The organism is Streptomyces sp. NPDC012474, from assembly GCF_042955185.1.
Lineage (GTDB): Bacteria > Actinomycetota > Actinomycetes > Streptomycetales > Streptomycetaceae > Streptomyces > Streptomyces cahuitamycinicus.
Genome location: NZ_JBIBEP010000001.1, coordinates 662868 through 687273 on the forward strand (window position 1 = coordinate 662868; position 24406 = coordinate 687273).

Annotated in this window: 20 protein-coding genes and 3 tRNA genes; 11 read left to right on the forward strand and 12 right to left on the reverse strand. The window is 72.2% G+C overall.

Annotation, left to right across the window (positions count from 1 at the left end; translation table 11 throughout):
• Positions 1 to 322 precede the first annotated feature (322 nt).
• Genes ACFY9S_RS02930 through ACFY9S_RS02940 form a run of 3 tightly spaced genes read left to right on the forward strand, consistent with a single transcriptional unit; the run spans position 323 to position 3924 of the window.
• On the forward strand, positions 323 to 1843 hold the full coding sequence (locus ACFY9S_RS02930) for an amino acid adenylation domain-containing protein (protein ID WP_391121977.1): 1521 nt from the start codon (positions 323 to 325) through the stop codon (positions 1841 to 1843).
• Positions 1840 to 3096, forward strand: a complete 1257-nt coding sequence (locus ACFY9S_RS02935) for a hypothetical protein (protein ID WP_391121980.1) — start codon at positions 1840 to 1842, stop codon at positions 3094 to 3096. Before ACFY9S_RS02930 ends, ACFY9S_RS02935 begins: the two co-directional genes overlap by 4 nt.
• A gap of 60 nt (positions 3097 to 3156) precedes the next feature.
• Positions 3157 to 3924, forward strand: a complete 768-nt coding sequence (locus ACFY9S_RS02940) for an enoyl-CoA hydratase-related protein (protein WP_391121983.1) — start codon at positions 3157 to 3159, stop codon at positions 3922 to 3924.
• A gap of 16 nt (positions 3925 to 3940) precedes the next feature.
• On the opposite strand, the gene ACFY9S_RS02945 is transcribed toward ACFY9S_RS02940, so the two are convergent.
• The gene (locus tag ACFY9S_RS02945) at positions 3941 to 4639 is read right to left on the reverse strand and encodes an ElyC/SanA/YdcF family protein (RefSeq protein WP_391121986.1); all 699 of its coding nucleotides are present in this window, start codon (positions 4637 to 4639) and stop codon (positions 3941 to 3943) included.
• Between the two features lie 213 nt (positions 4640 to 4852).
• Here ACFY9S_RS02945 and ACFY9S_RS02950 point away from each other — a divergent pair, with 213 nt between their 5' ends.
• From ACFY9S_RS02950 to dnaG, 4 genes are all read left to right on the forward strand, one after another.
• Complete coding sequence (locus ACFY9S_RS02950) at positions 4853 to 5620, forward strand: CbiX/SirB N-terminal domain-containing protein (RefSeq protein ID WP_391121989.1); 768 nt, start codon at positions 4853 to 4855, stop codon at positions 5618 to 5620.
• Between the two features lie 116 nt (positions 5621 to 5736).
• Positions 5737 to 7047 (forward strand): deoxyguanosinetriphosphate triphosphohydrolase, encoded by a 1311-nt coding sequence (locus ACFY9S_RS02955; protein ID WP_391121991.1) that lies wholly within the window; start codon positions 5737 to 5739, stop codon positions 7045 to 7047.
• Between the two features lie 134 nt (positions 7048 to 7181).
• Complete coding sequence (locus tag ACFY9S_RS02960; protein WP_391121994.1) at positions 7182 to 8447, forward strand: FAD-dependent oxidoreductase; 1266 nt, start codon at positions 7182 to 7184, stop codon at positions 8445 to 8447.
• A gap of 29 nt (positions 8448 to 8476) precedes the next feature.
• Complete coding sequence (gene dnaG, locus ACFY9S_RS02965; protein ID WP_391121997.1) at positions 8477 to 10396, forward strand: DNA primase; 1920 nt, start codon at positions 8477 to 8479, stop codon at positions 10394 to 10396.
• 6 nt (positions 10397 to 10402) lie between these two features.
• Here the strand turns inward: dnaG and ACFY9S_RS02970 are convergent, their stop codons facing one another.
• Both ACFY9S_RS02970 and ACFY9S_RS02975 read right to left on the reverse strand, forming a co-directional pair.
• Positions 10403 to 11398, reverse strand: a complete 996-nt coding sequence (locus ACFY9S_RS02970) for a nucleotidyl transferase AbiEii/AbiGii toxin family protein (RefSeq protein WP_391122000.1) — start codon at positions 11396 to 11398, stop codon at positions 10403 to 10405.
• Complete coding sequence (locus tag ACFY9S_RS02975) at positions 11395 to 12015, reverse strand: hypothetical protein (protein ID WP_391122002.1); 621 nt, start codon at positions 12013 to 12015, stop codon at positions 11395 to 11397. Before ACFY9S_RS02975 ends, ACFY9S_RS02970 begins: the two co-directional genes overlap by 4 nt.
• 139 nt (positions 12016 to 12154) lie before the next feature.
• Here ACFY9S_RS02975 and ACFY9S_RS02980 point away from each other — a divergent pair, with 139 nt between their 5' ends.
• On the forward strand, positions 12155 to 13453 hold the full coding sequence (locus ACFY9S_RS02980) for a sigma-70 family RNA polymerase sigma factor (RefSeq protein ID WP_391122005.1): 1299 nt from the start codon (positions 12155 to 12157) through the stop codon (positions 13451 to 13453).
• Positions 13454 to 13547: 94 nt separating this feature from the next.
• Here the strand turns inward: ACFY9S_RS02980 and ACFY9S_RS02985 are convergent, their stop codons facing one another.
• The 4 genes from ACFY9S_RS02985 to ACFY9S_RS03000 all read right to left on the reverse strand — a co-directional run bounded on the left by ACFY9S_RS02985 (position 13548) and on the right by ACFY9S_RS03000 (position 19249).
• On the reverse strand, positions 13548 to 15476 hold the full coding sequence (locus ACFY9S_RS02985; RefSeq protein ID WP_391122008.1) for an ABC transporter transmembrane domain-containing protein: 1929 nt from the start codon (positions 15474 to 15476) through the stop codon (positions 13548 to 13550).
• Positions 15476 to 17209, reverse strand: coding sequence for an ABC transporter transmembrane domain-containing protein (locus ACFY9S_RS02990; protein ID WP_391122011.1), 1734 nt, complete (start codon positions 17207 to 17209; stop codon positions 15476 to 15478). The genes ACFY9S_RS02985 and ACFY9S_RS02990 overlap by 1 nt, the downstream gene beginning before the upstream one ends.
• A 109-nt stretch (positions 17210 to 17318) precedes the next feature.
• On the reverse strand, positions 17319 to 18767 hold the full coding sequence (locus tag ACFY9S_RS02995; RefSeq protein WP_391122014.1) for an FGGY family carbohydrate kinase: 1449 nt from the start codon (positions 18765 to 18767) through the stop codon (positions 17319 to 17321).
• Positions 18768 to 18943: 176 nt separating this feature from the next.
• Positions 18944 to 19249: a YtxH domain-containing protein gene (locus ACFY9S_RS03000; protein WP_033306263.1), complete on the reverse strand. Its 306-nt coding sequence runs from the start codon at positions 19247 to 19249 to the stop codon at positions 18944 to 18946.
• Between the two features lie 159 nt (positions 19250 to 19408).
• On the opposite strand from ACFY9S_RS03000, the gene ACFY9S_RS03005 reads away from it, so the two are divergent.
• The 3 genes from ACFY9S_RS03005 (at position 19409) to ACFY9S_RS03015 (ending at position 19823) form a co-directional block, all read left to right on the forward strand.
• Positions 19409 to 19481 (forward strand) — tRNA-Asn (locus ACFY9S_RS03005).
• A 5-nt stretch (positions 19482 to 19486) separates the two neighbouring features.
• A tRNA-Asn gene (locus ACFY9S_RS03010) sits at positions 19487 to 19559 on the forward strand.
• Positions 19560 to 19749: 190 nt separating this feature from the next.
• Positions 19750 to 19823 (forward strand) — tRNA-Ile (locus ACFY9S_RS03015).
• Positions 19824 to 20067: 244 nt separating this feature from the next.
• On the opposite strand, the gene uppS is transcribed toward ACFY9S_RS03015, so the two are convergent.
• The 5 genes from uppS to ACFY9S_RS03040 all read right to left on the reverse strand — a co-directional run bounded on the left by uppS (position 20068) and on the right by ACFY9S_RS03040 (position 24390).
• The gene (gene uppS / locus ACFY9S_RS03020) at positions 20068 to 21942 is read right to left on the reverse strand and encodes a polyprenyl diphosphate synthase (RefSeq protein ID WP_391122017.1); all 1875 of its coding nucleotides are present in this window, start codon (positions 21940 to 21942) and stop codon (positions 20068 to 20070) included.
• A 67-nt stretch (positions 21943 to 22009) separates the two neighbouring features.
• Positions 22010 to 22975 (reverse strand): YhjD/YihY/BrkB family envelope integrity protein, encoded by a 966-nt coding sequence (locus ACFY9S_RS03025; RefSeq protein WP_391122020.1) that lies wholly within the window; start codon positions 22973 to 22975, stop codon positions 22010 to 22012.
• Positions 22976 to 23044: 69 nt separating this feature from the next.
• Complete coding sequence (locus ACFY9S_RS03030) at positions 23045 to 23287, reverse strand: DUF6411 family protein (protein WP_391122023.1); 243 nt, start codon at positions 23285 to 23287, stop codon at positions 23045 to 23047.
• Positions 23288 to 23339: 52 nt separating this feature from the next.
• Complete coding sequence (locus tag ACFY9S_RS03035; RefSeq protein WP_391122026.1) at positions 23340 to 23507, reverse strand: hypothetical protein; 168 nt, start codon at positions 23505 to 23507, stop codon at positions 23340 to 23342.
• Positions 23508 to 23631: 124 nt separating this feature from the next.
• Positions 23632 to 24390, reverse strand: a complete 759-nt coding sequence (locus ACFY9S_RS03040) for an ANTAR domain-containing protein (protein ID WP_391122029.1) — start codon at positions 24388 to 24390, stop codon at positions 23632 to 23634.
• Between the last annotated feature and the right edge of the window lie 16 nt (positions 24391 to 24406).

Here is a 24406-nt window from a genome sequence, read left to right on the forward strand (position 1 = left end):
GCCCCCGGCCCGCCCGCGTGAGGCAGGAGTCCCTCGTCCCGGTCAGGCACAGGCCCGCACTCCTTCAGGTCGTCACCGACCGCCGCGGACGTTGCCTGTGGGACGAAGAACGCCACATGTGGCTCATTGCGTTCCTTTCTTGGCCGATCCGCGCTCGTTGAGAGTTGAAGCAGCAGCACTACGCTCTCGCTACGCGCAGCGCTCGCACGACTCCGCACGGCGTTCGACACCCGGGCATGCCCGCCACACACGGCTGCATCCACCCGCGGCCGGCCCGCGGGTGGCAAATCCGACCTCGAAACAGCCAGGAGGCCACCCGATCATGCCTCTGCGCCACTTGACCCCCCGCGACCAGCGACTCTTCCGGCAGTACGGCCGAGGCCCCACCGTCCCCGTCCCCGACCCGCTCCTGCACCACGCCGTCGCCCGGCACGCCAGGGCCACCCCGCACGCCGTGGCCGCCGAACACCAGGGCGCCCGCATCACCTACGGCGAGCTCGACCGGCACGCCGGCGCCCTCGCCGCCCGCCTGGCCGACGAGGGCGTCCGCCCCGGCGACCACGTCGGCCTCTTCGTCCGCCGCTCCATTCCGATGCTGGTCGGCCTGCTCGGCATCCTGAAGGCCGGTGCCGCCTACGTCCCGCAGGACATCGGCCTCACACCCCCGGCCCAGCTCACCCACGTCATCCGCACCGCCCGCACCCGGGTCGTCCTCACGGTCGCCGAGCACGCCCACCGCGTGCCCCTGCCGGACGGCCACCTGCTGCTCCCGCTCGACGAGCCGCTGCCGTACGCCCCGGCCCCGCGCGTCCGCGTCACCGGCGACGACGGCTGCTACGTGCTGTTCACCTCCGGCACCACCGGCCGCCCCAACGGCGTGAAGGTCACCCACCGCAACGTCGCCAACCTCCTGCTCACCGCCCCGGGCGGCCTCGGCGTCCGGCCCGGCGACCGGGTCGCCCAGCTCCTCAACATCGCCTTCGACATGGCCGCCTGGGAGATCCTCGGCTGCCTCGCCCAGGGCGGCACCCTCGTCATCCGCGGCAAGGACCTCGCCGCCGCGGCCCGCACCGCCGACGTGCTGATCGCGACCCCGACCGTGCTGTCCGGCCTCGACCCGGCCGCCTGCGCCCGGGTGCGCACGGTCGCCGTCGCGGGGGAGCCCTGCCCGCGCCCGCTGGCCGACCGGTGGGCCCGGCAGGCCGCCTTCTTCAACTGCTGCGGCCCCACGGAGACGACGATCGTCAACACGATGAGCCGCCACGACCCGGCCGCCCCGCTGCTCACCATCGGCCGCCCCACCCCCAACAACACGGTGTACGTCCTCGACGCGGACCGCCGCCCCCTGCCGGTCGGCGAGGTGGGCGAGATGTGGGCCGGCGGCGACTGCGTCTCCGCCGGCTACCTCGGCGACGACGCCCTCAACGCCGAGCGCTACGCCCCCGACCCGTTCCTCGGCGGCGGCCGGCGCATGTTCCGCACCCGCGACCTCGGCCGCTGGACCCCCGAGGGCGAGCTGGAGCACCTCGGCCGCACCGACGACCAGGTCAAGGTGCGCGGCTTCCGCGTCGAGCTGGACTGCGTCTCCTCGGTCCTGGAGTCGGCCGCCGGCTGCACCCGGGCCGTCACCCTGAAACGCGACGCCCGCACCCTGGTCTCCTTCGTCTGCCCGGCGGACGTCGACCCGGACGCGGCGCGCCGCGCGGTCGCGGACGCCCTGCCCTACTACTGCGTCCCCGAGCGGATCCTGCCGCTGGCGTTCCTGCCCGAGACCGACCGCGGCAAGGTCGACAAACAGGCGCTGCTGCACATGATCGAGGAGCGCGTGGCGGTGGCGCGATGACCACGTCGCCTCCCAGGAACGACCAGGCCACCGGCGGACTCCCGCCGCTCCTGTCCGGCCCCCGCCGCCTGCTCAAGCACCCCCGCCTGATGCACTACAACCGGCTCGCGGCCCTGGTCCTGCTGGCCAACGCGGCCTTCGCGGCGACCGCCTGGCCGCTGGACTCGCCCACCCTCGGGCACGCCGCCCTCGCCAACCTCGCCCTCGCCGTCGTCGTACGCCAGCAGTACGTCATCAATCTGCTGTTCCGGCTGGCGACCTCGGCGCCCACCAGCTGGCCGCTGCGGGTCCGCTGGACGCTCGGCAAGGTCTACCACTTCGGCGGACTGCACGTGGGCGGGGCGCTGGCGGGCACGGCCTGGTTCCTCGCGCTGACGATCACGACACCCAGCGGCCCCCTCATGGCCGTCGGCTGGGCCCTGATCGCCCTCCTCACGCTCGTCATCGCCACCGCCCTGCCGCCCTTCCGCTCCCGCCACCACGACCACTTCGAGAAGATCCACCGCTTCGGCGGCTGGGCGGCCCTCACCCTGTTCTGGACGCACACGCTGCTGTCGTCGCCGGGCCCCTGGGAGGTCGGCGTGCTCGCAGTGGTCACCTTCAGCGTCGCCCTGCCCTGGCTGCGGCTGCGCAAGGTGGACGTCCGCCTCGAACGCCCCTCCTCCCACGTCGTGCTGGCCCGCTTCGACCACGGCGAGACCCCCTTCGCGGGCTCCTCCACCGCGATCAGCCGCAGCCCGCTGAAGGAATGGCACTCCTTCGCCAACGTCCCCGCCCCCGGCGAGCCCGGCTTCCGCCTGACCATCTCCCGGGCCGGCGACTGGACCGGCTCCTTCATCGACGACCTGCCCCGGCAGGTGTGGGTCAAGGGCATCACCACGGCCGGCGTCGCCAACATCGAGGTCCTCTTCACCAAGGTCGTCTACGTCGCCACCGGCAGCGGCATCGGCCCCTGCCTGCCCCACCTGCTCGCCGCCCAGGTGCCCTCCCGGCTGGTCTGGGCGACCCGCGACCCCCGCGCCACCTACGGCGACGCCCTGGTCGACGAGATCCTCGCCGTCCAGCCGCACGCCCTGATCTGGGACACCTCCCAGCACGGCAAGCCCGACATGGTGCGCCTCGCCCACGACGCACACCGGGACTTCGGCGCCGAGGCGGTCATCTGCATCTCCAACAAGAAGCTGACCTGGCAGGTGGTCCAGGGCCTGGAACGACGGGGCATCCCGGCGTACGGCGCGATCTGGGACTCGTGACCCGCACTCGCGCTGCCCAGAAGGAGCCCCGCACGCGCGCTGCCCGAAAGGACGAGAGAGATGAACCATCTGAAAGTCGAACGGCACGGCCGTGTGGTGACCGTGCGCCTGCACCGCCCGCACGTCCGCAACGCACTCAGCAGTGAGCTCCTCACCGAACTCCTCGGTGTCCTCCGCCCGTTGGACACCGACCCGGAGACCGGCTGCTTCGTCGTCACCGGCTCGGACACGGTCTTCGCGGCGGGCGCCGACATCAAGGAGATGGCCGGGAAGTCGGCCGTCGACATGGCGGCCGAGGACTACTTCGCCGCCTGGGAGGAGTTCGCGGACCTCCGCACCCCGAAGATCGCGGCCGTCAACGGCATGGCTCTGGGCGGCGGTTGTGAGCTGGCGATGATGTGCGACCTGATCGTCGCGGGGGAGTCGGCCGTCTTCGGCCAGCCCGAGATCAAACTGGGCGTGATCCCCGGCATCGGCGGCACCCAGCGGCTGACCCGTCTCGTCGGCCGGGCCAAGGCCATGGACCTGGTCCTCACCGGCCGCACGATGGACGCACGGGAGGCTGGACGCTGCGGTCTCGTCTCCCGCGTGGTCCCGGACGACCGGGTCCTGCCCGAGGCCCTCGAAGCGGCGGCGGCGATCGCCTCCTACGGCCGCGCCGCGGTCAGCGCGGCCCGCGAGTGCGTCGACCGGGCCCTGGAGACCGGCCTGCGCGACGGCATCCGCTTCGAACGCCGCGTCTTCCACGCCCTGTTCGCCACCGACGACCAGAAGGAGGGGATGACGGCGTTCCTGGAGAAGCGCCCTGCCCGCTTCCAGGGACGCTGACCCGGACCCGAACCGCTCACGGGAGAGGGCCTTCGGCCGTCGCCAAGGCCCTCTCCACACCCGGCTCCCGCGGCCCGAGGAACCGCGGATCCGGCCGGAACACCGCGTCCAGCGCGGCCTTCCCGGCGGCGAGGATCTCCCGGGCACCCCCGTAGTACCAGGTCGCGTCGTGCACCGCGTCCACCCCGACCCCGTACGACGCGACCCCCGCCGCCTCGCACAGCGCCACCGCCCGCCGGATGTGGAAGCCCTGGCTGATCAGCACGGCCTCGTCCACCCCGAAGATCTTCTTCGCGCGCACGCAGGAGTCCCACGTGTCGAACCCCGCGTAGTCGCTGACGATCCGCCCGTCGGGCACCCCGTGCCGCGTCAGGTACCCGCGCATCGCGTCCGGCTCGTCGTAGTCCTTCCGGCTGTTGTCCCCGGTGACGAGCACCACCTCCACCCGGCCCTCCCGGTACAGCTCCGCCGCCGCGTCCAGCCGATGCGCGAGATACGGCGAGGGCTCCCCGTCCCACAGCCCGGCACCGAACACCACGGCCACATCGGTACGCGGCACATCCGCCGCCGTACGCAGCCGGTCACCCGCCACGGCGTACATCCACGTCGACGGAAGCAGCGCGAGCACGCACCCGGCCATCACGGCCTGCACGAGCCTGCGCTGCCCCCGCCGGGTACGTGGCAGCCGCGGTCTTCGGAACGTCACACGACGCATCGGACGGTCCCTCCCAGGTCGGCCCCTCGACAGTCAGGGACGCCCTCCCGGGCCGCCCGGTTCACCCACAGCCACGTGACCAGCTTCACGCGGTACACGGAAACCGCACGTCAAGGCGCCTCACACACCTCCTGTCCCGCATCGTGAACCGCTGGAAAACACCCGTGACGCCCACGCAACGGGAAGGCAACGTGACGCGGCGACCATCGGTACATGCCCAGTCAGCTCAGCCTCGTCCCGCCGCCCGCCACGCGCCCGGCCCCGCCCGCCCTCGTGGTCGTGGCCCACGGCAGCCGCGACCCCCGCGCGCTGAGCACGGTGAGCGCGCTCCTGGACCGGGTCCGGGCGCTGCGCCCCGACGTGCCGGTGCGTCTGGGCCACATCGAACTCAACGCCCCCCTGCTCCCCGACACGCTCGCCGCGCTAGGAGACACGGAGGCGGTCCTCGTCCCCCTGCTCCTCAGCCGCGGCTACCACGTCAAGCGGGACATCCCCGAGATGGCCGCGGCCTCCCCGGCCCGCATCCACCTGGCGGCCCCCCTCGGACCCCACCCCCTGCTGGTCGACGCCCTCCAGGCACGCCTCACGGAAGCCGGCTGGGGTGGAACCCCCCACCGCACCAGCGCGGTCGTCCTCGCCGCGGCGGGCTCCCGCGACCCGGACGCGAAGGCGGACACGGCCCGCACGGCCCACCTCCTGGCGGCCCGCCTGGGCGTCCCCGTCATCCCGGCCTACGCCTCGGCCGCCACCCCCACGGTCCAGACCGCGGTCCGCACCCTCCTGGCAAGGGGCCGCCGCCACATAGCCCTCGCGTCCTACTTCACAGCCCCGGGCCGCTTCGCCACGGAGTGCGCCCAGCAGGCCCCGTGGACAGCGGCGGCCCCCCTGGGCACGCACCCCGCCATGGCCCGCCTCCTCCTCCACCGCTACGACGAGGCTTTGACGGCCGCGACCGCTGTGCCCGAATTGGCATCGGCCTGAAACGCCGGGTGGTGTACGTACCTCAGGGGCGCGGGGAACTGCGCGACAAGCCACAAACAACCCGCACACGCCCGAAAAGAGAACTGGGCACACGCACAGGCGCTTAGTGTCGGTCCATGGACGGCACCGCACGAACCCCCACCGCCTACGACCCGACGTCAGTCGACCGCTGGGCCCAGGAACCCGACAAACGCCCCGGCCGCACCGCCTTCCAACGTGACCGGGCCCGAATTCTGCACAGCTCCGCCCTGAGGAGACTCGCCGGCAAAACCCAAGTGGTGACGCCCGGCACCCGGGGCCCCGCCTGGGACGCCAGCCCCCGTACCCGCCTCACCCACTCCCTCGAATGCGCCCAGGTCGGCCGCGAGCTGGGCGCCGCCCTCGGCTGTGACCCGGACCTGGTGGAAGCCGCCTGCCTCTCCCACGACCTGGGCCACCCGCCCTTCGGCCACAACGGCGAACAGGCCCTCAACGAGTTCGCGGCGGACTGCGGCGGCTTCGAGGGCAACGCACAGTCCCTCCGACTCCTCACCCGCATCGAGCCCAAACGGTTCACCCCGGAGGGCTCCGTCGGCCTCAACCTCACCCGCGCGGCCCTCGACGCCGCCACCAAGTACCCCTGGCCCCGCGGCGCCCACCCCACCGACCCGGCCTCGAACAAGTTCGGCGTCTACGAGGACGACCGCCCGGTCTTCGACTGGCTCCGCAAGGACGCCCCCGGCACCCGGACCTGCTTCGAGGCGCAGGTCATGGACTGGTCCGACGACGTGGCCTACTCGGTGCACGACGTGGAGGACGGCCTGCACGCCGGCCACATCGACCCCAACTGCCTGCACGCCGACCCCGAGCGCCGGGACGTCTTCCAGGTCGCCCTCGGCCGGTACGTCCCGGCCGGCACCGACCCCGCCGAACTCGCCGAGGCGCTGGACCGGCTCCTCGCCCAGGAGTGGTGGCCGCACGGCTACGACGGCACCGCGGTCGCCCAGGCCCGCCTCAAGGACGCCACCAGCCAGCTCATCGGCCGCTTCTGCCTGGCCGCCGAGACCGCGACCCGCACCGCCTGGGGGTACCACCCAGGCCGTTCAGGCACTGGGGGAGGTGCCGGGCGGCTCACCCGCTACGCCGCCGAGCTGGTCGTCCCGCGCGAGACCCGGATGGAGTGCGCCGTCCTCAAGGCCGTCGCCGACCTCTACGTCATGCAGCGCGCCGAGCAGGAGCGGCTGCGCGCCGACCAGCGGATCGTCGTCGCCGAACTGGCCGAGGCGCTCACCGCCCGCGCCCCGGACGGCCTGGACCCGCAGTTCCGCGCCCTGTTCGACCAGGCGGCGGACGACAGGGCGCGCAAGCGGGTGATCGTCGACCAGATCGCCTCCCTCACCGACACCTCCGCCCGTTCGCTTCACGTCCGTCTGACGGGTCAGGCATGAGACTGACGCGATGGGCGGGGCGCGAGCACCCTCCCATGTGACCCTCCGTGGCCTGATCGGGTCACTCCCTCTTCCCGCACCACGCTCCGTGCGGGACGCTCGCAAGTGGCGACACCCTTACGAGGAGGCATCAAGTGGTCGACGCGGATCAGACATTCGTCATCGTCGGAGGCGGACTGGCCGGCGCCAAGGCGGCGGAGACGCTCCGCGCGGAGGGCTTCACCGGCCGCGTGATACTGATCTGCGACGAACGCGACCACCCCTACGAGCGCCCGCCCCTGTCCAAGGGCTACCTCCTCGGCAAGGAGGAACGCGACAGCGTCTTCGTGCACGAACCCGCCTGGTACGCGGCCAACGACATCGAGCTCCACCTCGGCCAGACCGTCGACCGAATCGACCGTACGGCGAAGACGGTCCGCTTCGGCGAGGACGGCACCGTCGTCCGCTACGACAAGCTGCTCCTGGCGACCGGCGCCGAGCCCCGCCGCCTCGACGTGCCGGGCACGGACCTGGCCGGCGTGCACCACCTGCGCCGTCTCGCCCACGCCGAGCGCCTCAAACACGTCCTGACCAACCTCGGCCGGGACAACGGCCACCTCGTGATCGCCGGTGCCGGCTGGATCGGCCTGGAGGTCGCCGCGGCGGCCCGCGAGTACGGCGCGGAGGTCACGGTCGTCGAACACGGGCCGACGCCGCTGCACGGCGTGCTCGGCCCGGAGCTCGGCGGGCTCTTCGCCGACCTGCACCGCGAGCACGGGGTGCGCTTCCACTTCGGCAGGCGGCTGACGGAGATCGTCGGCCAGGACGGCATGGTCCTCGCGGCCCGCACGGACGACGGCGAGGAGCACCCGGCGCACGACGTGCTGGCGGCGATCGGCGCGGCCCCGCGCACCCACCTGGCGGAGGCGGCCGGCCTGGAGATCGCCGACCGGGCCCACGGCGGCGGCATCGTCGTCGACGAGCGGCTGCGCACCTCCGACCCGGACGTGTACGCGGCCGGCGACGTCGTCTCCTTCCCGCACCCCCTCTTCGGTACCCGGGTACGGGTCGAGCACTGGGCCAACGCCCTCAACGGCGGCCCGGCGGCCGCACGCTCCATGCTGGACCGGGACGTGACGTACGACCGGGTGCCCTACTTCTTCTCCGACCAGTACGACCTGGGCATGGAGTACTCCGGCTGGGCGCCCGCGGGCGCTTACGACCAGGTGGTGATCCGCGGGGACGCCGGCAAGCGCGAGTTCATCGCGTTCTGGGTGAAGGACGGCAGGGTCCTGGCCGGGATGAACGTGAACGTGTGGGACGTCACGGACCAGATCCAGCGCCTCGTTCGCTCCAGGGCCCGGGTGGACACGGAGTCGCTGGCGGACCCGCACGTTCCGCTGGAAAGCCTCGCGCCGTAGGTGTCAGTCCGCCCCCGTAGACTTCACGCGTGGCAGGACGGATCAACGACGAGGACGTGAAGGCGGTACGGGACGCGGTCCCGATCGACGCCGTGGTGTCCGAGTACCTCCAGCTGCGCAACGCGGGCGGCGGGAACCTGAAGGGACTCTGCCCGTTCCACGACGAGAAGTCGCCCTCCTTCCAGGTCAGCCCGAGCAAGGGGTTCTTCCACTGCTTCGGCTGCCAGGAGGGCGGCGACACCATCACGTTCGTGATGAAGATCGACCACCTCTCCTTCTCGGAGGCGGTCGAGCGCCTGGCCGGCCAGGCGGGCATCACCCTGCGCTACGAGGAGGGCGGCTACAACCCCTCCCACCAGCGCGGTGAGCGGATCCGCCTGGTCGAGGCCCACAAGATCGCCGCCGACTGGTACACGGAGCAGCTCGCGACCAGTCCGGAGGCCGACACCGGCCGCCAGTTCCTCGCCGAGCGCGGCTTCGACCAGGCCGCAGCCCAGCACTTCTCCGTCGGCTACAGCCCCCAGGGCTGGGACCACCTCACGAAGTACCTCCGCGGCAAGGGCTTCACGGACAAGGAGATCCTCCTCTCCGGCCTCGCCCAGGAGGGCCGCCGCGGTCCCATCGACCGCTTCCGCGGCCGGCTGATGTGGCCCATCCGCGACATCGGCGGCGAGGTCGTCGGCTTCGGCGCCCGCAAGCTGTACGAGGCGGACAACGGCCCCAAGTACCTCAACACGCCCGACACGGCGATCTACAGGAAGTCCCAGGTCCTCTACGGCATCGACCTGGCGAAGAAGGACATCGCCAAGGCGTCCCGCGCGGTCGTCGTCGAGGGCTACACGGACGTCATGGCCTGCCACCTCGCCGGTGTGACGACCGCCATCGCCACCTGCGGCACCGCCTTCGGCGGCGACCACATCAAGATCCTCCGCCGACTGCTCATGGACAACGGCTCGGCCCGCGTCATCTTCACCTTCGACGGCGACGCCGCCGGCCAGAAGGCGGCCCTGCGCGCCTTCGAGGACGACCAGAAGTTCGCCGCCGAGACGTACATCGCCATCGCCCCGGACGGCATGGACCCCTGTGACCTGCGTCTCGCCAAGGGCGACGAGGCCGTCGCCGACCTGGTCGAGCCCCGCACCCCGCTCTTCGAGTTCGCGCTGCGCCAGATCGTGAGCCGCTACGACCTCGACACCCCTGCGGGCCGCGCGTCCGCGCTGGACGAGGCCGCCCCGATCGTCGCCCGCATCAAGAACAGCGGCGCCCAGCACGAGGTCGCCGTCCAGCTCGCCGGCATGCTCGGCATCCTCGACACCCAGTTCGTGGTCAAGCGCGTGGCCCAGCTGGCCCGCTGGGCCCGCGACCGCGGTGGCAAGGGCCCGGCCCCGGAGCGGCAGCACCAGAGCGGGCAGTACGCCGGCCCGCCCCAGCCGGCCACCTCCCGGGGCCCGGCCCTCAACCTCCGCAACCCCGTCTTCGCCACCGAGCGGGAACTCCTCAAACTCGCCCTACAGCGCCCCGAGCTGGTCTCCCCGGCCTTCGACGCGTACGGCGTGGACGAGTTCACCGCCCCGCCCTACGCCGCCGTCCGCCAGGCCATCCAGGACGCCGGCGGCGCCGAACCGGGCGTCGCCGATCCTCAGGACTACCTGGTCAGGGTCCGCGAGGCCGCCCCCGACGACGCCGTCCGTGCGACGGTGACCGAGCTGGCCGTCGAGGCGATCATGCTGCACAAGGGCGTGAAGGGAGTCGACGAGGTCTACGCGGGCGCCCAGTTGGTGACCGTCCGCCGCCGGGCCGTCGAGCGCCGTATCCGCGACATCACGGGCCGGCTCACCCGCCTCGGCACCCACGGCGACCCGGCCGAGCTCGCCGCCGTGCAGAACGAACTGTGGGTCCTCCAGCAGTACGACCAGTCCCTCCGGGAGCACGGCGCCGCCGCGCTCTGACACGGATCAGGGCCCGGCCCCCTCGAAGGCCGGCGTCACCGCCCGCACCAGCCGCTCGGCGAACGACCGCTCGTCGTCCCTGAACCGCGGGTACTCCGTGACGAAGTGGTCCCACTCCACGTACCCGACCGCCTCCACCACGTGCTCCAGGAGGATCTTCTCGCGGTACGGGTACGGCCACTCGCCCGACAGCCGGAACACCTCGTGCAGCAGCTCGTAACGCAACGGGTACCGCTCGGCCAGCAGGACGGCGTCGTAGAGGTCCTTGCCCTGGGCGTGCACGTCGTTGATCAGCCACATCAGCTTCCACGCCAGCGACAGCTCCGGCGTCGCGGCCTGGACGAGCGCGCCGTCCGGCAGCTCGACCGGCTCGGGTTCCCCGGGCAGCCGCTCGTTGAAGACGAAGTCCAGCTGGACGTGGCCGCCGGGCAGGCCGGGGGCACCCCAGGGGAGCACCAGGCGCCGGCCGGGGACGCGGTCGTAGGTCCAGATGTCCTCGACCACCGCGCCGCGGGCCGAGATCCCGACCCCCGGCCCTCGCGCCTCGGCCAGCTCCTGAGCCGCCCCCGCGATCCCGTTCAGCATCCGGTCCGTCCGGCCGTCCTCCATCCGCCAGCTATGCAGAACGACGACGAAGTCCAGGTCACCGGGCTCGCGCGCGGCCTCCCCGAACCACGCCGACATCAGCACACTGCCCCGCAGCACCAGCGAGTCCACCCACTGCGAGCCGGCGATCGCGGCCAGCACCAGGTGCAGGGCCCGGCCGCGGGCCGCCCGCCACGCCTCGCCGCGCGCAGGGTCGGTGAAGCGCGGGTCCGTGGCGCGATAGGCGTTCCGGAGGTGCTTGAGGGCCGGATCGAAGACCGGGCGCTGCACCACGTCGTCCCCCGGCACCGGCCGGAGCGACTTCGGCAGCTGCTCGGCCTTGCGGGTGGCGTCGTTCAGGGGCTCACGGGGAATCTCCGTGTTCGCCCAGCCGAAACCCTGCCAGGACTGATTCATGCCGACACCCCCACCGGCTCCCCGAGCCATCCGTCGTCCACCGACACATCACTGTCGTACAGCACGAACTCCCGCTCCACGCCCAGCACTTCGTATCCGCCCAACTCGGTGAGCAGCCGTTCCAGTTCCCGGCCCGCACCCTCGGCGTCCACCCCGCGGCATCGCTGCGTCACGAACCGCTCGTGCCACGCGCCCGCACGGACCCGCCGGGCGTTCCACGACAGATGGGCGCCGTGCGGCACGACGCGCGCCGCGAGAGCCGCCAGGTCCGTGTCCGCGGCGAGCCGCAGCTTCACATGGTGCTCGAAGTAGCGCCCGTCGTCGCAGGGCCGGCGCGGCACCTCCGGCGCCCGGGGCGACGACTCGATCTTCACACGCACCGGGTCGAAACCGTCCGCCCGCAAACGCTCGGCCACCCGCCGCACACGCGCCGATTCGCAGGCGTACGACGGTGAACCGGACAGGGTGAGCATCGGCTGGTCGCGCATCCGGCCCCTGGCCAGCACGATGTGCGTCAGCTTGAACCCGCTCGCCGCCGCCCAGCGGCGCAGCCGGGCGGACTCGCCGGGGCCCGCGCAGCGGACCGTCACATGTGACTCGTACAGGGAAGCGGACATCGGACGATCGTCGCAGACCAGTGGCGTATGAGGCATCCGGGTTTCCCACGAGGGGCGACCGCGCGGTCACGGACGGGAAGCAAAAAGTCATCGCACGCCCCTCGTGGCGACGATGTGTCTTACCCCACACTGGGTTCCGGTGCCTGAGTCCTCGGAGCGCGGCCGATCCGTCACCGACGGGTCCCAGACCCCCGCGGTTCCGCTCATCCCGTACGGGACGGAAAGCGGCGAGGCCGTCGACTCCGCCCCCGAAGTACCGCTGCCGTACCCCCTGGCAGCGATCATCCTGGAGGTCGCCCCCGTGCAGACCCAGACCCTCACCCAGACCGACGCCGGTGCCGCCCCCGGCGCCGGTGGGACCGCGCCGGACACGGAGGCCGACGTCCTGTCCGCGGTCCCGGCGCAGAGCCGAGCCGTGCACCACCCCGAGGCGGAACCGGAGCCGGAGGAGCCGCCCGCCGGTGCCGTCGAGCCGGCCGAGGTCCCCGAAGCCGTCGAACCGCCGCCCCCGCGCACCGAGGCCGGCAGCCCCTCCTCGGACCTGTTCCGCCAGTACCTGCGGGAGATCGGCCGCATTCCCCTGCTGACCGCCGCCGAGGAGGTCGAGCTCTCCCGCCGTGTCGAGGCCGGCCTGTTCGCCGAGGAGAAGCTGCGGCTCGCACCCGACCTGGACAGCCGGCTCGCCCTGGACCTGGACCGGCTCGTCGTCATGGGCCGCATGGCCAAGCGCCGCCTCATCGAGGCGAACCTGCGCCTGGTCGTGTCGGTGGCCAAGCGCTACGTCGGCCGCGGCCTGACCATGCTCGACCTCGTCCAGGAGGGCAACCTCGGCCTCATCAGGGCCGTCGAGAAGTTCGACTACGCCCGCGGCTACAAGTTCTCCACGTACGCCACGTGGTGGATCCGCCAGGCCATGTCCCGCGCCCTGGCCGACCAGGCCCGCACGATACGGGTCCCGGTCCACGTCGTGGAGCTCATCAACCGGGTCGTCCGCGTCCAGCGCCGCATGCTCCAGGAGCGGGGCTACGAGCCGACGCCGGAGGAGGTCGCGGCCCACCTGGACCTCGCGCCGGAGCGGGTCAGCGAGGTCCTGCGCCTCGCCCAGGAGCCGGTGTCGCTGCACGCGCCCGTCGGCGAGGAGGACGACGTCGCCCTCGGCGACCTCATCGAGGACGGCGACGCCGCCAGCCCCGTCGAATCGGCCGCGTTCCTCCTGCTCAGGGAGCACCTGGAGGCGGTTCTGTCGACGCTGGGGGAGCGGGAGCGCAAGGTGGTCCAACTCCGCTACGGGCTGGCGGACGGCCGCCCCCGCACGCTGGAGGAGATAGGCCGCATCTTCGGCGTGACGAGGGAGCGGATACGGCAGATCGAGTCCAAGACCCTCAACAAGCTGCGGGATCACGCATGCGCGGACCAGCTGAGGGGCTATCTGGACTGACGCCGTCCGCGGCCCGGTGGGGCGGGCCGCGCAGTTCTCCGCGCCCCTGAAGGGACGTCAGCCGCCCCGGGACCCCACCCGGCCCCCCCGCGACTCAGTCCACCTCGGCCACCGCCTGCGCGAACTGCGCCTTGTACAGCCGCGCATACGCCCCACCGGCCGCCAGCAGCTCACTGTGCGCGCCCTGTTCGACGATGGCCCCGTTCTCCATGACCAGGATCGCGTCCGCGTCCCGGATCGTCGACAGCCGGTGCGCGATGACGAACGACGTCCGCCCGTGGGCGAGTTTCGCCATGGCCTTCTGGATGAGCACCTCGGTCCGCGTGTCGACCGAGCTGGTCGCCTCGTCCAGCACCAGGATCACCGGGTCGGACAGGAACGCCCGTGCGATGGTGATCAGCTGCTTCTCACCGGCACTGACCCCGGCCCCCTCGTCGTCGATCACGGTGTCGTACCCGTCCGGCAGCGTCCGGACGAACCGGTCCGCGTGCGCCGCCCGGGCCGCCTCCTCGATCTCCCCGCGGGTGACCTCCCGGGACGCGCCGTACGCGATGTTCTCCGCGATCGTGCCGCCGAACAGCCAGGTGTCCTGCAGCACCATGCCGATCCCGGCCCGCAGCTCGTCCCGCGACATCCGCGCGATGTCGGCCCCGTCGAGGGTGATGCGCCCGCCGGTGACGTCGTAGAACCGCATCAGCAGGTTCACCAGTGTCGTCTTGCCGGCGCCCGTCGGGCCGACGATGGCCACCGTCTGCCCGGGCTCGACCTTCAGCGACAGGTCCTCGATGAGCGGCTTGTCGGGGTCGTAGCGGAACGACACGTGCTCCAGCGCCACCCGCCCGCGCAGTTCCTGAGGCCGCACGCCCGACACCGGGTCGGCGCTCTGCTCCTCCGCGTCGAGCAGCTCGAAGACCCGCTCCGCCGAGGCGACACCCGACTGCACCAGGTTCGCCATGGAGGCGACCTGCGTCAGCGGCATGGAGAACTGCCGCGAGTACTGGATGAAGGCCTGCACATCACCGATCGACAGCGAGCCCGAGGCCACCCGCAGCCCGCCCACCACCGCGACCAGGACGTAGTTGAGGTTCGACACGAACATCATCAGCGGCTGCATGACCCCGCTGTTGAACTGCGCCTTGAACCCCGCCTCGTACAGCGCGTCGTTCTCCTCGGCGAACTGCTTCGCCGACTCCTCCTGCCGCCCGAACACCTTCACCAGCGCGTGCCCGGTGTACATCTCCTCGATGTGCGCGTTCAGCCGGCCCGTCGTACGCCACTGCTGCACGAAGTGCGGCTGCGACCGCTTGCCCACGCGCGTGGCCACGACGAACGACAGAGGCACCGTCACCAGCGCGACCAGCGCCAGGATCCACGAGACGTAGAACATCATGGCGAGCACGCCGATGATGGTCAGCACCGAGTTGATGAGCTGCCCCATCGACTGCTGGAGCGTCTGCCCGATGTTGTCGATGTCGTTCGTAGCCCGGGACAGCACCTCACCGCGCTGGCGCTTGTCGAAGTACGACAGCGGCAGCCGTGACAGCTTCGTCTGGACGTCCTCCCGCATCCGGAACATGGTCCGGTTCACGGCCCGGTTCACCAGCCGCGTCGCCACCGCCATCAGCAGCCCGGCCACCGTGAACACACCCAGCGCGAGCAGCAGCACATGCCCGACGGCCGTGAAGTCGATGCCCTCGCCGGGGGTGAAGTCGGTGCTGCGCAGCATGTCGGCGACGTCACCGTCCCCGCGCTGCCGCATGGAGTCGAGGACCTGCTCCTTGGTCGCCCCGTCCGGCATGTCCCGCCCGACGATGCCCGCGAAGACCAGGTCGGTGGCCTTGCCGAGGATCTTCGGCCCGACGACGCTCAGGCCGACGCTGAGCACCACGCACAGCAGCAGCACGTAGATGGTCGCGCGCTCCGGCCGGAACCGCGCGACGAGCCGTTTGCCGGATCCCTTGAAGTCCAGCGAGCGCTGGTCAGGACCGCCCCCGGCCATCATCCGCCCCATGGGCCCCGCCATCAGGCAGCCTCCGCTTCCGTGAGCTGGGAGAGCACGATCTCCCGGTAGGTCTCGTTGTCCGCCATCAGTTCGTGGTGCCGGCCGGTGCCGACGACCCGGCCCTCGTCGAGGACGACGATCCGGTCGGCGTCCCGGATGGTCGACACGCGCTGGGCGACGATCACCACGGTCGCCTCGGCGGTCTCCCGCGTGAGCGCGGCCCGCAGAGCGGCGTCCGTGGCGTAGTCGAGCGCGGAGAAGGAGTCGTCGAAGAGGTAGATCTCGGGCCGCTGCACCAACGTCCGGGCGATCGCGAGCCGCTGCCGCTGCCCGCCGGAGACGTTCGTCCCGCCCTGCGCGATCGGTGCGTCGAGCCCGCCCTCCAGCCCTTCGACGAAGTCCTTGGCCTGTGCCACCTCCAGCGCGTGCCACAGCTCCTCGTCGGTGGCGTCCGGATTGCCGTATCGCAGGTTGGTCGCCACGGTCCCCGCGAACAGGTACGGCTTCTGCGGCACCATCCCGACGGTCCTGGCGAGCAGCTTCGGCTCGATCTCCGCGACCTCGACACCGTCGACGAGTACCTGCCCGTCGGTCGCGTCGAACAGCCGCGGCACCATCCCGAGCAGTGTGGACTTGCCGCTGCCGGTCGAGCCGATGACGGCGGTCGTCTCACCCGGCCTGGCCACCAGGTCCACGGCCCGCAGCACCGGTTCCTCGGCTCCCGGATAGCGGAAGCCCGCCCCGCGGATCTCCAGATGCCCGTGCCTGCGCAGCTCCCGCACCGGCGCCGACGGCGGCACGACGCTCGAGGAGGTGTCCAGGACCTCCTGGATGCGCTCGGCACACACCTCAGCGCGCGGCACCATCATGAACATGAAGGTGGCCATCATCACGGACATGACGATCTGCATCAGATAGGCGAGGAACGCGGTCAGGTCGCCGATCTGCATCCCGCCGCTGTCGATCCGGTGGGCACCGAACCACACCACGGCGATCGACGACAGGTTGACCACCGTCATGACGATCGGGAACATCAGCGCGAGCAGATTGCCGGTGCCCAGCGCGAAGTCGGTGAGATCGGTGTTGGCCTTGCGGAAGCGCTGCTGCTCGTACTCGTCGCGGACGAAGGCGCGGATCACACGGTTGCCGGTGATCTGCTCGCGCAGCACCCGGTTCACCGAGTCCAGCTTCTCCTGCATCGCCCGGAACAGCGGCCGCAGCCGCCGCACGATCAGCGTCACGCAGATGCCGAGCACCGGCACGACCGCCACCAGCACCCCGGACAGCGGCACATCCAGACCGAGGGCCAGCACGATGCCGCCCACGCACATGATCGGCGCCGACACCAGCAGCGTGAACGTCATCAGCGCCAGCATCTGCACCTGCTGGACGTCGTTCGTCGTCCGGGTGATCAGCGACGGCGCCCCGAAGTGGCCCACCTCACGCGCGGAGAACGACTGCACCCGGTCGAACACGGCCGCCCGCAGGTCCCGCCCGAGCGCCGACGCCGTACGGGCGCCGTAGTACACGGCACCGACGTTGCACACGACCTGGACCAGCGAGATGCCGATCATCAGGCCGCCGTAGCCCAGGATGTAGCCGGTGTCGCCGTTCACGACACCCTGGTCGATGATGTCGGCGTTCAGCGTGGGCAGGTAGAGCGTGGCGCAGGTCTGCAGGAACTGCAGCAGCACCAGCAGGGCGATGGGTCTCTTGTAGGGCCTGAGACAGGTCCGCAGGAGTCGTATGAGCACGAAGCTTCTCTCGGAGTGGGCGACGGAGCGGTTGGTTGCCCCTGGCCCCTATCGTCGAACACTCCACCGGTGTTACCTCAACCGAATTAACCCAACAGGCGGTCAAAGGTCAGAGGGCTCCGGGATGCGTCTGCTCCCGCACCGCCACGAACTGCTGCCGCACCGCCTGCCCCACGGCGAGTTCGTCGCCGGGCTCCAGCACCTGCGCCACCGCGCCCTGCCAGACCGGCGGGTTCCGCACGTCCAGCGTGCCCTGCGAAGCACCCAGCGCCCAGGCCGCCTGACGGGCGGCGCCGATCGCCGCGTAGTCCGCCGGCTGCGGTACCACGACCTGCGTCCCGAACAGCATGGGCGCCGCCGCCTGCACGGCGGGCAGTTCGGCGGCCGGCCCGAGCAGGAACACCCGCCGCACCTCCACACCCCGGCCGCGCAGCACGTCCAGCGCGTCCGCGAGCCCGCACAGCATCCCCTCGAACGCCGCCCGCGCCAGATGCTCCGCCTTCATCGACTCGCGCCTGAGCCCGGCCAGGGTCCCCGCGGTGTGCGGCAGGTTCGGCGTCCGCTCACCCTCCAGATAGGGCAGCAGCACCAGCCCGTGCGACCCGGGCGTCGACTTCATCGCCAGGTCGGACAGGCTCTCCAGATCGGGCAGCCCCAGCAGCTCGGCCGCCCCGCGCAGTGTCCGTACGGCGTTCAGCGTGGTGACGACGGGCAGGTGCATGCCGGTCGCGTCCGCGAGCGCGGTGATCATCCCCGACCCGTCGACCAGGGCCTCGGGGTGCACGGCCATCACGGACCCGGACGCGCCCAGCGACACCACCGCGTCGCCGAGGCCGATGCCGAGGCCGAACGCCGCCGCCATCGTCTCGCCGGTGCCCACGGAGATCAGCAGCCCCTCCGGTGTCGTACCGGCCGCGTCCGCCGGACCGATCACCTCCGGCAGCATCACCTGGTGCCCGAGCGCCAGCTCCACGAGGTCGGGCCGGTAGCCGCCGGTCGCCGCCGACCAGTAGCCGGTACCGGACGCCCCGCCCCGGTCGGTGGTTCTCCTGACCGGCCGGCCCAGCAGCTGCCACACCAGCCAGTCGTGTGCCTGGAGGAGGACCGCGGTGCGCTGCGCGTGCTCCGGCTCGGTCCGGGCCATCCAGCGCAGCTTCGTGATGGGCTGCGCGGCCTGCGGCACACAGCCCACGGCCTGCGCCCACGCCTCACGCCCGCCGAGCGCGTCGACCAGGTCGGCCGCGGCGACCTGCGTCCGCTTGTCACCGCCGACCATCGCCGGCCGCACGGTGTTGCCCTGCGCGTCCAGCGGCACGACGGCGTTCTGCTGGGCCGAGACACCGATCGCCCGCACACCCTCCAGCAGCCCACCGCCCGCGGCCTCGCCCAGGGAGAGCAGCCAGGCCTGCGGATCGACGTCCGAGGGCCGGCCGCCGCCCGCGGGGCTCTCCACCGGATGCGGTGCATAGCCCTGCCTGAGCACGGCTCCGGTGTCCATGTCACAGACGACGATCCGAGTGAAATCGGGCGAACTGTCCAACCCGGCGACTATCCCCATGGCCAAAATTCTGCCGTACGCTCCGCTTGAGTTGCGCCGTGGGCGCCGTGGATCTTGGCGCCGGTGCGCGGGCGGGGCTACGTCGTGGCTGGTCGCGCCCACGTGGCGGAGCCGCATATCGATACAGTCCCGCGCCCCCTGAGGGACGTAGCCATACCCGGCGCGAGCACGAACTGTTACGTGTTGGTCGTGCCCCAGTCGTCCTCGCCGCCGTTGTGGGTGGCTCGGTCGCGGAGGTGACGGACCCGGTCCGCCACCGACTCGGGGACTCGGTCGCCGACCTTGTCGCTCACCACGTGGTACGCCTTGCCCGCGAACTCACGGCCCTGGTGGGCCGCCGTCTCGGCGGTGTTGCGGACCGCGGGGTTCTGAGCGAACTGCCGGGCTGATTTCTTCAGCTGCTCGTAGCGCTCGCGCCCGGCCCTCGTGCCCAGCACGTAACCCAGGACGACTCCGGCGACGAACGTGAGCCGGTAACGCATGGCGGCCACCCTTTCCTTCGTAGGTCTCCGGTGCGGCGTCGGTGCCGGGGAGTACCGATTGGCGGAGCACCCCCCTGCTTGCGCTAATGTATGTGTCGCAGCGAACGCGCGCCCCCTGGCGGATACCCAGGTAGGTGCGTTCGATGCGAAACGAGACCTTCCTCGGTAGCTCAATTGGCAGAGCAGCCGGCTGTTAACCGGCAGGTTACTGGTTCGAGTCCAGTCCGGGGAGCTCGGTCCTCCGTAGCTCAATTGGCAGAGCAGCCGGCTGTTAACCGGCAGGTTACTGGTTCGAGTCCAGTCGGGGGAGCAGGTTGAACGAGGACCCCTCTCAGGGGTCCTTTTTCATGTCCGATCCGCTGTCCCGGGAACCGCGCGGCACCCGGCGCAGTCCTCAAGGTCACGTAGGCCGTGCGAAGCCGCCCAGCCGAAGCAGGAGATCGTATGAGCGGCTATGCTGCGGCAGACGGCGCGCACACGTGTACGCGACACGCCGCTATGGGGCGGTAGCTCAGCCGGTTAGAGCAGCGGACTCATAATCCGTCGGCCGTGGGTTCGAGTCCCACCCGCCCCACCGAAAGCAAGTCAACGAAACGTTCTGGTCTACAGAAACGTCTCTTCTGGCCGCTGGAATCGAAACCATGGTCCACTGCGGCCCGGGGACGCCCAGGGGGACACCGGGTTCCGGAACCGCGTTGCGGCACAAGGCACTCCGCCGGCACCTCGACTCCGCCCACGACTGAGCCACTTCGTCACGGCGTCGGCACGTCGGACCGCCGACGAAGCCCTCACCAGCACGCCATGCCGCAGCCGCCCGCTCACCCGCCCGGCCCTCCGGCGGGAGCCGTCGAACAGCGGGCGGTCGACGGTCCGTTCACGGGGGCCGGGTCCGGGGTCGCGCCGTGGTGGCGTTGACGGTGGGTGTAGGCGGTGATCGCCTGCCAGAGGTCGCGGCGGTCCGTGTCGGGCCAGAGGCCCGGGGTGAAGTGCAGCTCGGCGTAGGCCGTGTGCCAGGGCAGGAAGTTGGAGACGCGCTGTTCGCCGCCCGTGCGCCAGAGCAGGTCCACGTCCGGCAGGTCCGCCAGGGGCAGGTGCCGTGCGAAGTCGTCCTCGGCGATCAGGCCGGGCTCCAGACGGCCGGCCCGGGCCCGGCCGGCCAGGGCAGCGGCCGTGCGGGTGAGCTCGTCCCGGCCGCCGTAGTCGATGCACATCGTCACGGTCAGGCCGGTGCGGGCGCGGGTGGTGCGCTCGCGCAGGTGGAGGACGTCGACCAGGTCGGGGGGCAGGCGGCCGGCGCGGCCGTGCCAGCGCAGCCGGACGTCCAGGTCGCGGAAGGGGTTCTCGGTCAGTTCGCGGTGCAGCAGGTCGAGGATCGCGTCGACCTCCTCCGGGTCGCGGTGCCAGTTCTCGGTGGAGAAGGTGTAGAGCGTCAGGTGGCGCAGGCCGATGTCCAGCGCGCCGTGGACCACTTCGCGGACGGCGTCGGCGCCGGCGCGGTGGCCCTCGTGCCGGGGCAGGCCGCGCTGCTGGGCCCAGCGGCCGTTGCCGTCCATGATCACAGCGACGTGGGCGGGCAGATCGCCCGGCGGGATCCCGGGGGGCCGCTCGCCACTGGGATGGGGCGGCGGCCGTAGCAAGGTGCCGGTGCGGTCCGGCAGGGCGGGCGCCGGTGGCCTGGGGGCGGCGGGGTGTTGCGGTGGCGGCACCGTCAGCGGGGTCAGGCTCCAGGCCAGGGCCGCACGGGCCCGGGCGGGGGCGAGGACGCGGGCCCGGGTGCCGAGCGCCGGCCGGGGCGGGGAGCGCAGGAGCGCCGGGCCGGCCGCGTCGACGGCGTCGAGCTGTGCGTGCAGCAGGGCGGCCATCGTGTCCAGGACCGTCGCGGGGCCCGGGTGCATACCGCGGGTGAGGGACTCCTGGGCCACCCACTGACGGGCCAGGCCGGTCAGATGCGTGACCAGGGCGGCGACGGCGGGGCTCCAGCGGCGCTGGGCCAGATCGTCCGCCGACCCGGGGTGGAGGTCGAGGGCCTCGGCGGGCAGCAGGAGGTCGCCCTGGGCGAGGTCGGCGGCCAGGTCGGTGAGGATGTCGGTGAGCCGGACGCCGTCGAGGAACTCCTCGTAGGCCGCCCGGGTGTCCAGGCGCAGCGCCACGGGGACGCCGGCCCGGTCGAAGACCGTGCGGACCTGGCCGAACCAGGGCAGGAGGTTGTCCCGGCCCCAGGCGCGCCACTCCGCCCAGTCGGCGAAGTGCCTGCCGCGGGTGTCGTCCTGGACCTGCGCCATGGCGTCCCGCAGCTCGGACAGGTCCAGGCGCCAGCGGTTCGCGGTGTCCACCAGGGCGTGGCGGACCGGGTCCGGGCTGGAGCCGGTGGGCAGTTCGCGGTGCAGGGCCGTGATCCAGGCCTCGACCCGGGCGGCCCGCTCGGCCGCGGGCGCGGTGCGGTCGTCGCCGAGGTCGTCGAGGGCGCTGGCGGCGGCCCACAGGGCGTGGAGCGCCGGGCGCAGGGCTGCGGGCACCAGCTGGATCAGCGCGTACTCCGCCGGGTCCTGGTCCTTCGTCCGGCGCCGGCACAGTCGGTAGGCCGCCCGCAGGACCGGGTCGTCGCCGTTCACCGGGCGTCCGACCGGCCCGGGGGCCCCGTGGGCCGCTTCTCGGTCCGCCGGTGCTGTGGTCGCGGGGGGCACATCGGTCACACCCAGGACGATACGTCCTGGTTCAGCGCGGTGATCACAGGGGCCCGGTACGCGTCAGGGAAGCACGTCACGGCCCCGGTCCCGGGTCGGGGCGCACGGCCTCGGTGATGCCGGCCCGGGCCGCTTCGAGCTGAGCGGCGAAGGCGATGCCGAGGAACAGGGCGACGCCGGTCAGGTTGGCCCACAGCAGCAGGGCGACGAACGCGGTCAGCGGGCCGTAGACGGCGCCGAAGGAGCCGCTCTCGGCGACGTAGAGCGCCAGCAGCCAGGTCGCCGTGATCCACAGCACCAGATGGACCGCCGAGCCGAACGCCAGCCAGGTGTAGCCCGGCTGGTCCCGGCGGGGCGCCCAGCGGAAGATCGCCGACGAGGCCACCCAGGCCAGCACCACGCCCAGCGGTACGTCGAGGGCGCCCCACCAGTCGAGCCAGGTGCGGGACCAGCCGAGGGACTGCACCATCGCGCTGCCCACGGCGTCACCGGCCACCAGCACGAGGAACCCCAGGACCATCGGCATGCCCGCGGCCATGGCGAGGAGCAGCGAGCGGCCGTACTTGGCCAGGAAGGGCCGGTCGCGCTCGATGCCGTAGATGCGGTTGGCGCCGCGCTCGATCTGGGCCATCGCCGAGGCCAGGTTGAGTACGGCGAAGGCCAGGCCCAGCCACATGGCGACGGCGCCCCAGACGCCCGAACCGGCGCTGCGCGCGGTGCCGTCCAGGGCCTCCTCGACCAGGTCCGCGCTGGCGCCGGGCACGATCCGGCCGAGGGTGAGTTCGATGACCCGCCCCACGCTCTCCGTGTGCACGGTGGTGGCCACGCCGACCAGGGCGATGGTGAACGGCACCATGCCCAGGACCACCTGGAAGGCGAGGGAGCGGGAGCTGCTGAAACCGTCGGCGTAGCGGAACCGGGTGAACGCGTCGAGGAACAGCCGGCGGCCTCCGTAGCGCCGCAGCGCGGTGAACGCCTCGTCCCCGGAGAGTTCCTCCCCGATCATGTCCCGCGTCTGCGGGACGTGCACTGCGGTGCCCATCGAGAAGGTCTCCTTCTGCCTGCCGTGCGTACCGGGCCAGCATGCCGGGCGGCACGACGGCGCGGTGGGTCAGAAGGGCATGCGGCCGCGGGTGCGGCGGCCGGCCGAGCCGCTGCGGCTCACCGCACGGGAACTCGAGTGGAAGGGCTTGCTGAAGAGCCTGCCCAGGACTCCGGGTGCCTTGCCGCCGGCCCGGGCGCCGGCGCCGAGCGAGCGCTGGGTGCCGCGCTCGGGGTGGCGCGAGAGGCGCGGGACGACGAAGGCGAGCACGGCCAAGAGGACGCATCCGGCGATGACGACGGCGACGATCACGGGCAACTCCCTTATGTCGTGGGGGAGTTACGGGTTCCCCGTCGCGACGACTCTATGTTGCTTCCTCCGCGCCGGTGGTCTCCGTCCGGTCGCCGTCGCCTTCGTCCTGGGGGCTCGTGTCGTCACGGTCGCCCTCCGCCTGGGACGGGGTGGGACGCGGGGTCGTGTCCTGCTCGTCGTCGCGGTCGCCTTCGGCCTGGGACGGGGTGTGGTCGCTCATCGTGCACCTCCTCGCGCGGCTGTCGGCTGCCGGGTACCCCGCTGAGACGGGGAGCACCGGCCCTGCGCACGGCACCCCGGGCCGCCTGCTCCTCAGCTCCGGCAGCGCCTGGCGACAGGCCGTTTCAGCCCCGGCGGCGCCTGGCGACAGCCCGCTTCAGCGCCGTGCGCAGCTCGGCCGACGGCGGCGGGCCGTCCGCTTCAGCGCTCGCCGTCACCGCCGCCGCGACATCCCGGAGCTTCGTGTTCGACAGCTGGGACGTCTCCCGCAGGATGTGCCACGCCTCGTCGGAGGTGCAGCCGTGGGTGGCCATGAGGATGCCCCGGGCCTGGTCGATCACGGGGCGGGAGGCGATGGCCTGGCGGAGCTGCTCGACCTCCTCCCGCAGGACGTGCAGGCATTCCGCGCGTTCCAGGGCGACCGCCGAGGAGGCCGGGGCGGCCGGCGACACCGCGGAGTCCGGGCCTGCCGAGTCCGGGCTCGCCGAGTCCGGGCCCGCCGAGTCCGAGCTCGTGGAGTCCGGGCTCGTGGAGTCCGGGCCGGCCAGCGGGTCGGTGGTGTTCAGGCCCGCCAGTTCCAGGATCCGGCGCGGCTGGCCGTTCCAGTTCGTCGCCGTCACCGTCAGCGACCGCCGCCGGCCGTGGTCCGCCAGCACGTCCAGGAACTGCAGACCGGCCGTGTCCATGAAGTGCACGCCCCCCATGTCCAGGTCGACCCGGACGACAGTGGCCGGCAGGCCGGCCAGGGTTCTCGCCAGGATGTCCGCGCAGCCGTGGACGAGCTCACCCCGGGGGGTGAGCTCGGCGCGGTCCGCGTCGACGCGGCCAGGGATGACCAGGGTGTCCAGCCCTCCTGTGAGATGTGGTGATGCCGCTGAGGTCATGTCACCGCCTTGTCGG

Coding starts and splice junctions, on each gene's coding strand:
- ACFY9S_RS02970 (WP_391122000.1), bottom strand. CDS start 11,398: ATGAATCAGTCCTGGCAGGGTTTCGGCTGGGCGAACACGGAGATTCCC.
- ACFY9S_RS02940 (WP_391121983.1), top strand. CDS start 3,157: ATGAACCATCTGAAAGTCGAACGGCACGGCCGTGTGGTGACCGTGCGC.
- ACFY9S_RS02955 (WP_391121991.1), top strand. CDS start 5,737: ATGGACGGCACCGCACGAACCCCCACCGCCTACGACCCGACGTCAGTC.
- ACFY9S_RS03000 (WP_033306263.1), bottom strand. CDS start 19,249: ATGCGTTACCGGCTCACGTTCGTCGCCGGAGTCGTCCTGGGTTACGTG.
- ACFY9S_RS03035 (WP_391122026.1), bottom strand. CDS start 23,507: ATGAGCGACCACACCCCGTCCCAGGCCGAAGGCGACCGCGACGACGAG.
- ACFY9S_RS02985 (WP_391122008.1), bottom strand. CDS start 15,476: ATGGCGGGGCCCATGGGGCGGATGATGGCCGGGGGCGGTCCTGACCAG.
- ACFY9S_RS02935 (WP_391121980.1), top strand. CDS start 1,840: ATGACCACGTCGCCTCCCAGGAACGACCAGGCCACCGGCGGACTCCCG.
- ACFY9S_RS03025 (WP_391122020.1), bottom strand. CDS start 22,975: ATGGGCACCGCAGTGCACGTCCCGCAGACGCGGGACATGATCGGGGAG.
- ACFY9S_RS02975 (WP_391122002.1), bottom strand. CDS start 12,015: ATGTCCGCTTCCCTGTACGAGTCACATGTGACGGTCCGCTGCGCGGGC.
- ACFY9S_RS02950 (WP_391121989.1), top strand. CDS start 4,853: ATGCCCAGTCAGCTCAGCCTCGTCCCGCCGCCCGCCACGCGCCCGGCC.
- ACFY9S_RS02930 (WP_391121977.1), top strand. CDS start 323: ATGCCTCTGCGCCACTTGACCCCCCGCGACCAGCGACTCTTCCGGCAG.
- ACFY9S_RS03040 (WP_391122029.1), bottom strand. CDS start 24,390: ATGACCTCAGCGGCATCACCACATCTCACAGGAGGGCTGGACACCCTG.
- ACFY9S_RS02945 (WP_391121986.1), bottom strand. CDS start 4,639: ATGCGTCGTGTGACGTTCCGAAGACCGCGGCTGCCACGTACCCGGCGG.
- ACFY9S_RS02995 (WP_391122014.1), bottom strand. CDS start 18,767: ATGGGGATAGTCGCCGGGTTGGACAGTTCGCCCGATTTCACTCGGATC.